Source organism: Pseudomonas sp. GG8 (genome assembly GCF_052976945.1).
Map to the genome: position 1 here is coordinate 2,465,267 of NZ_JBRIIP010000001.1, position 14,372 is coordinate 2,479,638.

Annotated in this window: 15 protein-coding genes; 4 read left to right on the forward strand and 11 right to left on the reverse strand. The window is 56.7% G+C overall.

Translation table 11 applies throughout. From position 1 onward, the window contains the following. Window positions 1–108: 108 nt before the first annotated feature. Window positions 109–1,119 (reverse strand): AraC family transcriptional regulator, encoded by a 1,011-nt coding sequence (locus ACVBEG_RS11790; RefSeq protein WP_447107724.1) that lies wholly within the window; start codon window positions 1,117–1,119, stop codon window positions 109–111. 235 nt (window positions 1,120–1,354) lie between these two features. Here ACVBEG_RS11790 and ACVBEG_RS11795 point away from each other — a divergent pair, with 235 nt between their 5' ends. Then, the gene (locus ACVBEG_RS11795) at window positions 1,355–1,834 is read left to right on the forward strand and encodes an LEA type 2 family protein (protein WP_322179117.1); all 480 of its coding nucleotides are present in this window, start codon (window positions 1,355–1,357) and stop codon (window positions 1,832–1,834) included. Between the two features lie 139 nt (window positions 1,835–1,973). Here ACVBEG_RS11795 and ACVBEG_RS11800 read toward each other — a convergent pair whose 3' ends face one another. Further along, window positions 1,974–2,228: a hypothetical protein gene (locus ACVBEG_RS11800; RefSeq protein ID WP_219059824.1), complete on the reverse strand. Its 255-nt coding sequence runs from the start codon at window positions 2,226–2,228 to the stop codon at window positions 1,974–1,976. A gap of 166 nt (window positions 2,229–2,394) precedes the next feature. On the opposite strand from ACVBEG_RS11800, the gene ACVBEG_RS11805 reads away from it, so the two are divergent. Continuing rightward, window positions 2,395–2,715, forward strand: a complete 321-nt coding sequence (locus ACVBEG_RS11805) for a DUF883 family protein (RefSeq protein ID WP_322179116.1) — start codon at window positions 2,395–2,397, stop codon at window positions 2,713–2,715. Between the two features lie 95 nt (window positions 2,716–2,810). On the opposite strand, the gene ACVBEG_RS11810 is transcribed toward ACVBEG_RS11805, so the two are convergent. The 7 genes from ACVBEG_RS11810 to peaA form a co-directional block, all read right to left on the reverse strand. Then, the gene (locus tag ACVBEG_RS11810) at window positions 2,811–3,305 is read right to left on the reverse strand and encodes a hypothetical protein (protein WP_447107725.1); all 495 of its coding nucleotides are present in this window, start codon (window positions 3,303–3,305) and stop codon (window positions 2,811–2,813) included. Window positions 3,306–3,398: 93 nt separating this feature from the next. Further along, window positions 3,399–3,725, reverse strand: a complete 327-nt coding sequence (locus ACVBEG_RS11815; protein ID WP_447108457.1) for an SPOR domain-containing protein — start codon at window positions 3,723–3,725, stop codon at window positions 3,399–3,401. A gap of 74 nt (window positions 3,726–3,799) precedes the next feature. Continuing rightward, a complete protein-coding gene (locus ACVBEG_RS11820) occupies window positions 3,800–4,474 on the reverse strand; it encodes a type 1 glutamine amidotransferase domain-containing protein (RefSeq protein WP_447107726.1) in 675 nt (224 codons plus the stop codon). A gap of 164 nt (window positions 4,475–4,638) precedes the next feature. Next, a complete protein-coding gene (peaD, locus tag ACVBEG_RS11825) occupies window positions 4,639–5,757 on the reverse strand; it encodes a quinohemoprotein amine dehydrogenase subunit beta (protein WP_447107727.1) in 1,119 nt (372 codons plus the stop codon). Between the two features lie 33 nt (window positions 5,758–5,790). Next, entirely contained in the window at window positions 5,791–6,114 is a 324-nt protein-coding gene (gene qhpC, locus ACVBEG_RS11830) for a quinohemoprotein amine dehydrogenase subunit gamma (RefSeq protein ID WP_219059831.1), read from the reverse strand. 1 nt (window position 6,115) lies between these two features. Further along, a complete protein-coding gene (peaB, locus tag ACVBEG_RS11835) occupies window positions 6,116–7,546 on the reverse strand; it encodes a quinohemoprotein amine dehydrogenase maturation protein (RefSeq protein WP_322179111.1) in 1,431 nt (476 codons plus the stop codon). A 107-nt stretch (window positions 7,547–7,653) separates the two neighbouring features. Continuing rightward, window positions 7,654–9,234: a quinohemoprotein amine dehydrogenase subunit alpha gene (peaA, locus tag ACVBEG_RS11840; RefSeq protein WP_447107728.1), complete on the reverse strand. Its 1,581-nt coding sequence runs from the start codon at window positions 9,232–9,234 to the stop codon at window positions 7,654–7,656. Window positions 9,235–9,967: 733 nt separating this feature from the next. On the opposite strand from peaA, the gene ACVBEG_RS11845 reads away from it, so the two are divergent. After that, window positions 9,968–10,309: a hypothetical protein gene (locus tag ACVBEG_RS11845; RefSeq protein WP_447107729.1), complete on the forward strand. Its 342-nt coding sequence runs from the start codon at window positions 9,968–9,970 to the stop codon at window positions 10,307–10,309. A 321-nt stretch (window positions 10,310–10,630) separates the two neighbouring features. Here the strand turns inward: ACVBEG_RS11845 and istB are convergent, their stop codons facing one another. Both istB and istA read right to left on the reverse strand, forming a co-directional pair. After that, the gene (istB, locus tag ACVBEG_RS11850; RefSeq protein ID WP_447107730.1) at window positions 10,631–11,386 is read right to left on the reverse strand and encodes an IS21-like element helper ATPase IstB; all 756 of its coding nucleotides are present in this window, start codon (window positions 11,384–11,386) and stop codon (window positions 10,631–10,633) included. A 17-nt stretch (window positions 11,387–11,403) separates the two neighbouring features. Next, window positions 11,404–12,918, reverse strand: a complete 1,515-nt coding sequence (istA, locus tag ACVBEG_RS11855; protein ID WP_447107731.1) for an IS21 family transposase — start codon at window positions 12,916–12,918, stop codon at window positions 11,404–11,406. Window positions 12,919–13,431: 513 nt separating this feature from the next. Between istA and ACVBEG_RS11860 the strand changes: the two genes are divergently transcribed. After that, window positions 13,432–14,127: a DUF1963 domain-containing protein gene (locus tag ACVBEG_RS11860; protein WP_447107732.1), complete on the forward strand. Its 696-nt coding sequence runs from the start codon at window positions 13,432–13,434 to the stop codon at window positions 14,125–14,127. Window positions 14,128–14,372 lie beyond the last annotated feature (245 nt).

The following is a 14,372-nucleotide window of genomic DNA, read 5'->3' on the forward strand; positions in this document are numbered from 1 at the left end:
CCCGAGGACGAACGCGGGCAATGGTCAAAGCTATCAAGTTGAGTGACTGGTTTGGCCAATGTGAATCGCTTGACTCAGACGCCTGACACCCGCGCTCACAGCCCCTGCTCACACGCCCAGGATCAAACTCCGATAATGCCCTGGGTTCGAACCTGACCATTTGCGGAACGCCTTGTAGAACGAACTGGTGTCCGCGAAGCCCAGACGCTCGGCGATGTCGGCGAAGCTGACCTCGGCGTCGGCCAGCCAGACAATCGCCAGCTCCTTGCGCACACTGTCTTTAATCGCTTGATAGGTCTGACCCTCTTCAGCCAAGCGCCGACGCAGGGTCGATGCCGACATGCACAATGTCTGGGCCAAGGTCTCGGTTTCCGGCCAGTGCTCGGCGGGCAGCAGGCGCAAGTCGTTTTTGATCCGACTGGCGAAACTTTCCGGGTCGCGGTATTTCACTAGGATATTGGCCGGGGCGCGGGCCAAAAATCGCTTGAGCTCCTCGGCACTGCGTTTAATCGGCAGGTCCAGGCAGTCAGCTGCGAAAATCATCCGAGTCCTGGGCCGGTCAAAGCGCAGGTTTTCGGAAAACATCACGTTGTAATCTTCACAGAAGTCCGGCTCCGCGCATCGCAGTTCGATGGCCAGTATCGGAATCCGTCGCCCCGCCAGCCAGCAGGCGACGCCGTGGACGATCATCCAGTAAGTGAAATACGTAAACGCCCGCTTCGGTGGCCCGTCGAGCTCATCCAGGACAATTTCCGCAAGGCTCTGCTGACGCACCAATCCCGCCTGCAAGTCCTCCAGCATCAAGGATAGAAAGCTCAAGCCCGATTCAAGCCCCGCTGCCACCGTCAACTGAGCCATGGACGAACGGCACAGGAACTCAAGACTGCCCGACCTCAGACGCCGTGGGTCCATGCCAAAAAACTCATCGTCCAGACGCCGCGCCAGCAAGCGCCACAACCGTGCATACGCCGTCGCCGGTACCCGTGCATTGGCTTGTCCAAGCAACGCGGGTGCAATCCCCACCTTGCTCAACACCTCGGCAGTGGCTGCCCCTGGCGCACAACTCTGCAACAGTGCTTCGCGCACCAGTTGCATAGAGATGGTGTCTTTTTCCGACATGAATGATTGCCTGTCCTTGCGAGCCGTCCCTGGACACTCTGGGGTGTTTACGGCTTTATTGCCGGCCATCTTAGGGGCCGACGCACAAAAAGCCAGCTCAAGGTGTTTCAGGGCTCGGAACCACCAGCGTAAAACGAACCTCTGGCCCCTTACGCGGTCGCACAGTTGAACCCTCAAGCTGCAAAGAACGAGTTCAACGACTTGCTATTGTGCCTTGCTAACTGGAGCGTCACTGATGCCGTCACGCCTGATCCGCGCCCTGCTCACTTCGCTGTTGATTCTGACTATGAGCGCCTGCGCGCTATTCCCTCACCGCGACCCGCTAAACATAAACGTAGTCGGCATTGAACCGCTGCAAGGTCAGGATTTGGAACTGCGCTTTGCGGTCAAACTTCGTCTGCAAAACCCTAACGAAGAGGTGATCAATTACAGCGGTGTCGCCCTGGAGCTAGACATCAACGGCAGACAGCTGGCCTCAGGCGTCAGCGATCAGCAAGGCTCCCTACCCGGCTTCTCCGAGACCGTGCTGGTGGTGCCCGTCAGTGTGTCGGCCTTCGCTGCACTGCGCCAGGCACTGGGGCTGACACAAACCCAGAGCCTGGACAACCTGCCTTACGTGCTCCACGGCAAGCTGGCAGGTGGCCTGTTCGGGACCATGCGCTTCAGCGACAGTGGCACCCTGAGCCTGCCTCAATCGGTCTACGGCAACTGGTGATTACTCATTAATGAAGCGCACGCCAGCCTTGATGCGCGCGAAAGAGCTCGGCTGGTGCGCCAGCGCCTTGCTTGACCCCGCAGCCATCAAGGTCAGGGACGCAATCGCCGAGCTATTTTGAGGCTGCCTCAGCCGATCTCTACTTGGCGGCCGCCATCAAACGGTTTATTTCGCTACGCACCATGTTGGCGTATTCAGGCGGGGACATGCCGTCGAGTTCCGAACGAACCCATTCGGCCCATTTACCCTTGCGCTTGGATTTTTCACCCACCAGTCGGCCAGCATCGCCTTTGGCCTTGCCCAAGTTGTTTTGCCAGAGATCGAACAGTCTGGATTTTTCATCTTCAAGCGCTGCGCGCTCAGCGACGGGCCGGTTGGCCAAGTTGAAGCTCATACAGATCACCTGTGGCTAAAAATCGACTGTATCTTACACTGCTGTGGGAAGTTTCTGACCCGGTAATGTTTGTCCACTTAGCCGATGAACGCGAAAAAGACTGCAACTTTTCCACCCGCCGGAGACTCCATTGCTCACTGTTGTCATCAATTGAAAGGAAGAAACCATGGCCCGTAAAACCGCCGAGCAAAACACCGCCGAGCAAATCAAGGATCAGGCATTCAGTGAGCTGCAGGCGCTGATAGAAGAATCAGACAAATTGCTCAAGGACAGCGCAACGCTGGTAGGCGACGACGCTGAAACACTGCGTGCACAGCTGAGCCTGAAGCTTAAACAAGCCCTGCATTCAGTCTCCAACGTGCGTGAACGCACCAAACCCGTGGTCGACGCCACCGAACACTACATCGGTGGTCACCCATGGCAGACCGTCGCCCTCTCTGCCGGGCTGGGCCTGGTAGTGGGCTTACTGCTTGGGCGTCGCTCTTGATCTGAAACCAGGTACAAAGCCCGCTTGATGGGAGACTCTGCCCCATCGTCCTACGCAGCGCGATCGCGTTGCGTAGAGGGCAGCACCCATTTGCATTAAGCCGGGTGCTGAGGGACCAGCGTCTGCAGCTGTCTGGCAAAGCCATCCGCTGTGAACGGAAGGGTTTCCGATTCCTTCACGCCGATGCGTTTGTTCATCATCCACTGTTCCGCAGGCGGGGTGAGGGTCAGGGAAATCTGTTCCTGAGCATGCACACTGAGGCCGCTCGCGGCAATCGAGACCTGGCCTTTGTGGCCCATGGCATCGGGTACAAATACCACCTGACGGGACGCAAATGACAGCGTCATACGTTGCGTGCGGAATGGCGAATTCTCATCCGGATAACCCTTGCTTTGCGCAAGGTGCGGCTCGTATTCGAACACCATCTGCCCGCTGTTTTTGAGGGGAGCCATCCAGCCTTCAATCTGTTCGTACAGCTTGAGAATGCTCGATTCCCAATGTGCCAGATCAGCGTGGAACTGCTGATGCTTGTGTTCTTCATTGCGTTGATTGGCGCTCAACAACTCGCCTAACCGCTGTACTTCGTCCATAAAACCCCTCCATTATTTATCAGTACATCGAACCGAGGGTGATAACACACCCCCGTGCAGGGTGTCGCGCTGCACCTGCTGCCGTCCACAGGCTCACTGCGGATGGTCAACCACTGAAGCCGCGTAGCTCATCTTCATTGCCAGTTGGGCGCGTTTTCCTTCGGCTTCCGCTCTTGAGTTAAACGGCCCCAGCAGTACTCGCTCCTTGCCGTCCCGGACCGCGACAAAAGAAGGAAACCCGTGCTCGATGAGCCTGTCTGTCAGGTCGCTGACCGCTTTGGGTTCTGCCACCAGAACATCCCACTGTGGCACGGCGACCTGCGCGACGGCAGGTGCCTGCACCTTGGCTGGCTTATCCGGCTCGCCTGCACCGCATCCCGCCAACATCAAAACCGCAACCATTATGGACAATCTGCGCACAGCCATTCCCCCGCGTGTGAAGTACCGGGAAGTTTAACACTGCCGGGCGCGGAGCTGCCGAAGGCTTAACACCGTCAAACCAGGAGCTTCAACAACGCCTTTGCCGCAGCACTTGAAGACGCCGGGTTTTGGCCGGTCACCAACAAGCCGTCGGTGATCGCCAGAACTTGCCAGTCCGGGACTTTTTCATAATGACCACCGAGGCGCTTGAGTTCATCTTCTACCAGGAACGGCACGACGTGGGTAAGACCGACAGCCGCCTCCTCGCTGTTGCTGAACCCTGCTACGCGCTTGCCTTTGACAATCGACTCGCCATTGACCTTCGCGTGGCGAAGTACACCCGGCGCGTGACAGACCGAACCGACTGGCTTACCGGCACTGTAGAACGCCTCGATCAAGGCGATGGACTTCGGATCTTCGGCAAGGTCCCACAAGGGGCCATGACCACCCGGATAGAAGATTGCGTCAAAACCACTGGCCTGCACATCGGCCAGCTTGACTGTGCTGGCCAGTACCTGCTGCGCAGCCGAATCTTTTTTGAAGCGCTCAGTCGTTTCGGTCTGACCGTCCGGGGCGTCACTTTTCGGGTCCAGAGGGGGCCGACCGCCTTTGGGGGACGCCACTGTGACCGTTGTACCTGCATCTAAAAAAACGTAGTACGGCGCAACAAACTCCTCAAGCCAGAAACCGGTTTTTTCGCCCGTATCGCCGAGTTTGTCATGGGACGTAAGCACCATCAGAATCTTCATATCGAGTGTCTCCTGCCAGTTTTCAATCAGTGTAGGTGGGAGTGCAGGCATGCCCCTTAGGTTCCGGGGCATTTCACAGTGCACACTTTAATCCGATTAGAGACGAAAAAACCGCAGCCTTTTCCGGACTGCGGTTTTTTGAGTGGCGCTTGATCAGAGAGCGTTTAGCGAATGAATATCTGCGCAGTGGTAATTGCCATGTCTCCCCCGGGCAATTTGATTTTCCCCAAGGGTTTCAGGCTGTCGGCATCGAAGATCGCCACATCATTGAAGGTGCCGGCCAGGTAGATCTTGCTGCCCGCCTTATTGAAGGAAATGCAGTAGTAGGAGTGATCCAGACTGGCTGCTGTGACCAGCTTTTTCTGCTTGATGTCGTACTTGGCCAACCGGTTGAGCACGCCGTACATCAGGTTCGGATCTTTGGGCGAGCGCATGCCGCTGAAGTAGATCTCGGTCAAAGGGCCAAAGTCCGTGGTTTCAGTCTTGCCGGTTTTCAGGTCAACGCTGAACAAGCCATAAAGCAGGTCGGCCGTGGCCGGGTCCTCTTTTTTGTCCTTGAACCTGGCAGTGGTGTAGAGCAGCGCAAAATCATGCCTGTAGGTCTGCTGGTTCCACACATACAACACGTCTGGCGGGCTGTACAACGGACGCGTCCAGTGCCGACTGGGGATCAACACGTCGAACTTGCCGGTTTTCACGTTGACCTTGTAGACATCCGCACCGGCCACATACAAAGTGCCGTCATCGCCACTCTGCATGATGGTCAGCTGGCGCGGGGCTGGAAAACTGCGTACCGGCTTAGCGTCCATGCCGGCATCGGTGGCGTAGGTGTCCAGGCGCGGCTGCTGCACTTCATAGCGGTCTTTGAGCATCAATGTCGGATTGGCAACGGTGTAAAGCTCCCTGCCATCGTGACTGACCGTGAACGCGAACATCGACCGCGCTTTCTCACCCGATTTCTGGGTGATGCTGGCATGAAAGACTTGCTTGCAGCTGTCCAGTTCAACGCCATAGACATCGGCATAGTGGTTATTCAGCACGTAGGCAATCTTGTGGTCCGGCGATAACTGAACGGTGCCCGGACCAAAGGCATCCGGCAACGTGCAGGTCTTGTACAGGGTGTCGGTCTGCAGGTCGATGACGTGCAGGTTGTTCGGGTAATTGGTCGTGACCATGTACTCATGGCCGGGATCGAGTGTCGGGTTCGTATCGGCAAGGGCCGATAATGAACAGGTGCCAAGGATGGCGAAAGCGGCAAGGCCGCAGGTGCCTGAGCGAAGCATGCTGATATCCCTCATGTTCATCTGTCCGATTTTTTATTTGTCGTCCGGGAACACTGTTCCAAGATTGCGCCAGCTGTCGTTGGAGGCTTGCGCATCCTTGTTCCAGTCGGGATAGGTACTCATCATGTCGGGCACCTGGGCAGGCCACCAACATGGATCGGAACAGCCATAGAGGTCTGCTTCCATGGGTTGGCAGAGCGACGACACCCCCCCAAATGCGTCGATTTCCCAGCCTGGGTCAGTGGTCGAGGCACAACCGGCGACCGAACTCATGGCCACCACTTCTTCGATGCGGTTCTCTGCCGCAGCCTGTTCAAGCTTCAGGGCTTTATTGTTGATTGCTTTGAGATGTTTCATATCAATGCGCCTTCCGCGGAGTGATATAGCTGGTAATGAACGCAGGATTGACCGCCATGATCCGGGTATAGACTTCGATACCGAAGTCGACCCAATCGCGCATCAGTTCGCAGTAGTGATACGTCGGATGAGCCGGGTCGCCATAACGGGCATAGCTTTCGTGGTAGCAGCCGCCCGAGCACAAGTTACGAATGCGGCAGTCTTCACACCCCGTATTGGTGCGGTCCAGGCGCTGGGACAGGAAGTCGTTCAACTCCACCTGTTTGACCCCGGTGTGAACGTTGCCGAATGTCGGCAGCGTTGAGCCGGTAAACCGGTGGCACAGGTTCAACTCGCCCTTATGGTCTACGGCCAGCATCTTCAAGCCCGCGCCACATGGCAGGGCTTTCTTGTGCCCCTCATGGATGTCGGTGATCAACTGATGCAGGTTGGAGAATCCAATATTGCGATGGATCAGCGCAGCTTCCAGATAGCGTCTACCCAGAGCCTTCATGCTGGCGAAAACTTCAATCAGTTCCTCGCTGGACAGGTTGTAAGTGCTGATGTCGCCGGAGGTCACCGGGGCGAAGCCGACTTCGGCGAAACCCATCTCGTTGAACAAGTGATCCCAAATCGTCTCGACGTCGGTGACGCCCTTGGTCAGGGTTACCCGTGCACCGACCGGACGGCTGTTGTAACGCGACAGGAGCATTTGCGCCTTGCGTCGAACCACGTCGTAAGTACCCTGCCCGCCAACGGTGATGCGGTTGCGGTCATGGACAGTCTTGGGGCCGTCGATGCTGACCGACAGACCGAAGCGATGGGCGTTCAGGTAATCGACAATTTCTTCAGTGAGCAGCGTGGCGTTAGTGGTCATCACAAACTCGACCATTTTGCCGGCTTCAGAGAAGCGTTTCTCACAGTAATCAACCATGTATTCGAGCAGTTTTCGATTGCTCAGTGGCTCACCGCCAAAGAACACCACCGTGTAGCGCTCTTCGTCAGGGGATTCCTTGAGCAACATCTCAACCGATGCCACTGCCGTTGCGACGTCCATCTTTTTGCCTTCAGACGGCTTGTCGAGGTCTTCTTTATAGCAATAGGTACAACTCAGGTTACAGCCGGTGTTGACGTTCAAGACCACGGTATTGATCGCCGTGCGTTCAACCCGTTTGACCCCGATGTCCGGGGTCAGTGGCGAACCATCGCTGACCAGTTCCAGGGCCATCAACTCACGCAGGGTCTCGGTAACTTCTTCGCCACCGTAGCGGTTGGCCAACTGCGATATCAGATCGTCTGATGAGCAGCCTTCGCCACGCAAGGTATCAATGATACTGCCGGTCAGCTCATCGCTGGCAAACAGGGAACTGCTGGGAATATGGAACAGCATGCGGTCGGAATCGACATGCACTTCATGCAGATTTCGTTCGACCAGATTCAAAATAACGCCCATTGCAACCTCCTCTGGAACCCTCCGTTGCGGGGAGAATCCCGGTCATTCCTGAACAATGCCTCAACCTTTGGTTTTGCCCGACCTGAGCAGCCAGACGCGACACCGGATCAGGGAATGGGTGGATTGTTCCAACGCTGCACGGTGACGATCATGTGGCCTTCACCGGTCAACGATTTACCGGCATCATCCACTGCCGCGATGACCTTGAGGTTGCCAGCGTTATTGGTCGACATTTTGCGCTCGGGGTTAGGTCCCGCACCGCCCGGCGTGAACACACCGGTGTCGGCTTGCATGCTGCCGGCGAACTTGACGTCTTCGTCCTCTTTGGCACGGTCGTCGAACGGCTCGACCTTCCACTGCGCCGGGAACACACCAATCCGGTAAGGCTTGCCGTCAGCACCCTTGCCCCAGGCCTCGGCATCGAAGCGGCCCTGAACCTTCGGCGTAGAGCCGCCGTTCTCGCCGATGCGCGCCACTGAGAATTCGGGCACAACCTTGACCTGGTCAATGCGTTGATAAACCGCCAGGGGCACGCCCTTGAGTACGCCCAGCGTGACTTGCCGAACGCCGGGTTTAGCACTGTCTGCCGCCTTGAGCTTGAACCGCAGGCGTTCCGGAGTTTGCTCCAGGACCTCGACAATCTGAACCCCGGGTCCAAAGTCTGGCGTGCCTTTAAGGCCGCTGCCGATCAAGCTGATCTCGGTTTCACTGCCTGCTTTCAGATACCCCGGTTGCACCGCGAGCAAACGAGAGGAACCCTGTCTGGCCGCAATGAAGTCAAGCCCACGCTCATCATGCGCGGTCTCGAACATCCGCCCTTGCAGTTCGCCATCTTTGGCCGCAAACACCTGACGCATGGCCACGCCATCGATTTTCAGGTTGCCGCGCCATTCGTAACCGTTATAGAGAATCGCGCTGCCGTCACCATTGAACGGGCTACCGTCCGCGTACTGACCTTTGACCGCAACCTTGAACTGGTCATTGCCATCGGCGCTGACGCTCATGGTTCCCGACAATTCACCCTTGCCGGGCAATTGACCACTAAAACTCCACTCGCCGACCAGCGCATCTGCGTGCGGCCGGGCTTTTAGCCAGTCCGTCCAGGCCTTGTTTTCCAGCGGATACTTCTTGGCTAGCAGTGGCACCATGTCTTTGCGCGCAATATCGAACCAGTCACGGTCACGTGCCAGGGCCTGGTATTCCAGTGAAGGCCATTGCCCCAGGTGGAAGTTCACCAGACGCTCCCACTCCTCCGCCGGACGCCGTTGCAACGCAACGCGGGCACCGGAGTGACAGCGGCCACACATCTGGCTGAACTGATCATCAAAGTGCTCGACGGTATTGAGTCGGCGTTCGAGCGCATAACGCACGCCATCCGTTTCGCTGGGCGCCAAGCCCTGAGTGTCCGCGAGGTACTTCACCAGCGTGCGACGGTCTTCGTCGCTGATCTGCAGCTTATGCATGGTCTGCATGCGCGCAATGCTCATCAGCCAACCTTCCGGCGTTTTACGCTGGTGGCTGATGCGGCTCAGGCCTTTATCGGCCTCAGGCGTGTGACAGCCCTGACACGTTTCCCTGAGGATGCCTTGGGCATCACGTGCCGCCATGCTTGGAGGCGAATGCAGAGCGACGCAAGCGGCCATCGCCAGCAAACCGCTCGTCATGCCTGCTCGGAGTTTTCTCTTCATCAACGTCGAACCTCCCACGGTGCTTTTTGTTTTTTAGTTGGAGATGTCCAATACACGTAGCGTGCCAGATTAGTAATACTCATTTAAATCAAACAGTTAAACCTTATCGTTAACTTCGTTAATGTCTGGCCCAACCCTGGCTGCGTTTAATTTCGCGACAACTGTTCCACTCTGAGACGAGCATAGTTCGCATGGCACGTCTGACCACCGAGTCGCGCCTGATGCTTACCCGCGCTGGCGCCTCAAGTATGTCGCAGTTTTGGACAGCGGGTGAACGATGACTAAAACCTTATTAATCAAGGCCTTGAGCTCACAAATAGGCGGAAAAAGCAGCGTCCTTTGCGAGCCTTTAGATCCCAATAAACACTGGTCCAAACGGTTGCGTTTTGGGGAAGACTTTCCAGCAGTAAATCCCATCCCTGGCGTCCTGCCGACCGAACACAATCTCAATCACGCGGCTTGCAATACCACGACGGCGAATAAAGACAGCCGCCGATCTCTTCCACGCCACTCAGTGCGAAATCGCACTCCACTTGACCAATCGGCATGAACATATGGGAACTGCCCGGTATCTCGAACTCCGGCAGCAATCGGCCAATTGCCGTTACTCGGAGTCGACATTCCACCTGGATAGAGAGTTGACCACGAACCTGAAGATCCCCACTCCTACGCGGCTTTCGTGCTGCTACCTCGTCGGTGATAAAGTCTCGCCAAATCTTAACGAGGGAACGATATGAAATTGTTCGTAGGAGCTTTGGCGGTGGTGATGTTGGCGGGATGTGCTGACTCTGGCCCCATAAAAGTTGGCCCAGACACCTACACGATTTCAACGCGTGTTCCTTTCGGTGGTCCTGCCTCCGCAAAAGGGCAAGCTTTGAAGGAGGCAAACGCGTTTTGTGTGTCCCTGGGAAGGGAAATCCTCCTCGACCATATGCAAGCGAGCGAATGCGCGCTACATGGAGGCTGTGGGGAAGCAGAGATATTTTTCTTTTGCCTAGCCTCGGGTGATCCGCAGCTGAAACGTCAAAAATACAGCCCCGACCCGACTCAGAAGATCGAAATTGATCAGCGGTAGACAGCTCCTGTAGTAGGCTCGGTTGAGAGCCGCGGCAACCTAGTGTCTCGGAAATCCTGACACGAAAAAGCCCAGACTAGTGCTGGGGCTTCGTTGTTTCTGGGGTTATGCGGCCAGGGTCGTCATCTCTTGCGCGATGCTTCCAGGTAGCGTGACGAATGACATCTTTCGATTACTGCCTGTCGCCACCCGCAGTAATGGGTCGTTTGCAGCCCCTTGCGGATTCCACGCCATCCGGCCACTCATTCCACCAGCATCCAGCCACCTGTTCCACGCTTATCCGGCCGGGCAGTCGGAGCGCAGCGACGCAGGTTTGCATTGTTAGTCTGAAGTACCCGCTGTCGTCAATTTCGTCGAGCGCCTGCGCATCGATTCGCCCTTCAGTTCGAGGCGGTAAGCGTTGTGCACCAACCGGTCGAGGTTCGCATCAGCCAAGGTCGGATCGCCGATCAGCTCGTGCCATTTGTCCACCGGCATCTGGCTGGTCACCAGTGTCGAGCGGTGCCCGTAACGGTCGTCGAGCAGTTCCAGCATGTCGCGCCGTTGCGCGGCGGTAAACGGAGCCAAGCCCCAGTCATCGAGGATCAGCAGGTCGGTCTTGGCGTAACTGGCCATTAGTTTGGCGAAACGACCGTCGCCGTGAGCCATGCCCAACTCCTCCATCAGCCGTGGCAAACGCAGGTAACGCACGCTATAGCCGTCCCGGCAGGCCTTGTGTGCCAGCGCGCAAGCGAGCCAGGTTTTGCCTACGCCGGTGGGGCCGCCGATGATCAAGTTCAGGCCGTCTCGTAACCACTGGCCGCTGCCCAGTTGCAGGATCAGTGACTTGTCCAGACCACGGGGGCTGCGGTAATCAATGTCTTCCAGGCAAGCGTTATGACGCAGTCGGGCCGCTTTTAGGCGGCTGCTCAGGCGCGTATTTTCACGCTCGGTCAGCTCGCGATCAACCATCAGGCCCAGGCGTTCCTCGAAGCTAAGGCTGGCGATATCTGGTGTTCTGTGTTGCTCGCTCAACGCTTTGATCATGCCGTGCAGTCGCAGGGTTTGCAGTTTGTCGAGGGTTGGATTGGGTAGCATCTTGGTGCTCCTTCAGGTCAGTGGTAGTAGCCGGGGCCGCGCAGGTTGATGTGCTCTTCGGGTAACAGCGGCAGGTTTTGTTGGGCCAGTGGCAGCCGCTCAAGACCTTGGCGCAGGATCGATTCGAGGCTTTTGTAGCTGCACGCACCCAGCGCCAGGGCGCGCTGGCAAGCGGCTTCCAGCCGATCTTCGCCATGGTGTTTGCCCAGGCGCAGGATGCCCAAGCAGGCGCGGAAGCCGTGCTGCGGATGGATCCGGCGTTCGAGGATGTAGGCGATGACGCCAGCAGTGTTCGGCCCGGTTTGCTCCGCCCAGCCGATCAGCCGTTGCGGTGTCCATTCGGCGTGTTCGCGGTGGCTCTTGGGCATGTGCTCGGTTTGGGTAGTGTGGCGGCCTTTGTGCAGCGAGCGCAGATGGCTGGCCACTCGTTGGTTGGCGTGGAAGCACTCCACCGTTTGCGCCGTCAGGCGCACTTCGAGTTGGTGCTTCACCAACTGGTACGGCACCGAGTAGTAATGACCGTCGACTTCGACGTGGTAGTCGATGTGCACCCGTGCCTTTTTCCATTCGGCGTAAACGTACGGGTGTTCCGGCAGCGGCTGGAGCGCGGGCTGGTCGAGCGTTTCGAAGGCTGAGCGGCGCGAGCCGGGCAGCTTCTTGAAGGGCCTTTGGTTGAGGCGTTCAAGCAGCATGCCAATAGCCGTATTGAGTTCGCCGAGCGAGAAGAACTGGCGGTTGCGCAAGACCGCCAAAATCCAGCGCTCGACCACCTGCACGCCGACTTCAACCTTGGCTTTATCCTTGGGTTTGCGCGAGCGAGCGGGCAATACGGCGACCCCGTAATGCTCGGCCAGATCACGGTAGCTGGGATTGATGTCCGGCTCGTAGCGATGTGCTTTGCTGACACCGCTGCGCAGATTATCCGGCACCAGGATCTCGGATGTCCCACCGAGAAAAGCGAAGCAGCGCACGTGCGAGCCCAGCCAATCCGGCAGTTTCTGCGACCAGGTGGCTTCCGCAAATGTATAGCTGGAGGCTCCTAATACGGCGACGAATATCTGGGTCTGGCGGATCTCGCCTGTGTGCCGGTCGATGACCGACACGGTCTGGCCGGCGTAGTCGACGAACAGCTTTTCGCCTGCGCGGTGCTCCTGACGCATGACCACGTCGACCTTGGCAGCCCACAGGCGGTAGTGCTCGCAGAACCAGCTGTACTGGAAACCTTGGGGTTGACTGAGGCGGTACTCCTGCCAGAGCAAAGCCAGAGTGACACCGGGGCGGCGCAGCTCGGTGTGAGCCTTTGCCCAATCAGGTATCGGACGTTGATCACTGGAGACAGCGGGCGGTGGCGGGAAAAGACTTCGTTGCAGCTCGGCATCGGTCAGGGCAGAGGGCCAAATCAGGCCGCTGGCAGCAAAGCGATTGAGGTAATCCCCGACGCTGGCTCGCCCAACTTGCAAGCTGATAGCGATCTGGCGGGCAGATAGGCCGACCTCAAATTTGAGGCGTAGTACTTCTCGAATCTTACGCATGGATAACCTTTCCACGACGACCTCTTTGCTTCGATAAAAGAGGTCGATGGTAGTTAATTAATCCTGCGTCGCTGCCTGCCTTAAGGGTGGCCGGATGTGCGTGGAATGGGTGGCCGGATCACCGTGGAATCAGTGGCCGGATGCTCATGGAATAGGTGGCCGGATGGCCGTGGAATCCGCAGCCCCTCCCAACAGACCGCAGACGGCCGATTCTGTTGAAAAAGTCGGCCTTAGTTACCATGGCAAAAAAGTAAGCGCCTGAGATTGAAATCCAGAGTTTTCGCAGAAGCATTCGGACTGAGGTTTCACGTAGCGGCGTGCTAGAAGGCGCTTTCACCGATCAATTTTTCGGAGGTTTGAAAAAACCGACTTTTTCAACACAATCGGCCAAAAGCAGTCATTGGCACACCTGGTCAAAGTGAAACAAGACTCGTGCGTGTACTCCGCGAAAAAAGAAGTCAGCATTCACTTCCCCTCTTACCCAACTCTTGAGCAATGGAGCTTCGCGTCAGTATGGAAATTCAAGAGATCAGACAACGCTTGGCCAGGCCGGCCACAAAATTCGTCGCTGGCGGATTTCGACCTACCAAAGAGACTGAGGAAAGCTGGCTTGGAAAAGTAATCCTTTTCCGGCCTGATGAAGTCATACCAAGAAACAAAGTCGGAGATGAGCTGCATCCGTATGCACAGTTTCACTTACCAAGCCTGCCATTTAACAGCCCGGTTCTTAAAGGGATTCGTACACTTACACTGTTCGTTTCTGATCCCTTTCCAGAGCAGTTCGAGCCGATGGGTAACAACTGGCTTATCAGAGAGTATGGGGCTGACGATGTGCTTATCCGTAAGGAGCTGTCGGTAGCGGGCTCGTACATTAAGCCCTTTCCCTTGAAGGCTGAATTGGTGGCAGAGGACTTTCCTCTATGGGATGGCGGCGGAATACCGGCGGACATTGAAGCCGAAATACTCAGGCTTGAGCGGACAGGTGAGATACAGAGCTATTACGATCTTATGACTCACACATACGAACACAAGATCGGTGGATACCCCTCATTCTGCCAGTCTAGCGTTGACCCGGGTGATGATTTTGAGTTCGTGTTCCAGATATCGTCAGACCCAAAAATAAACTTGAATGTGGTGGACGGCGGAAGCCTGATGTTCTGGAAAAATAACACCACTGGCGCATGGGCTATTTACTATGATTTTTACTAATCGTCAGGATTAAGCGCCCAATATTAATTGAGAACCATCCACTTCGTAGTCGGCTCACACGCCGGCTTCGAAAGCAGATATCCAAGAGGTCTGCTCTGCCCCCAAATGCGACCGTACCCTTTGCTCCATCTTCTCCGACTGACTGCAATGGGTCGATTCTGTTGAAAAAGTCGGCCATGGTTTCCGCAGCTGAAAAGTACCCGTCCGACATTGAAATCTTTACTTTCAGCTGAGGTGTCCAGAGG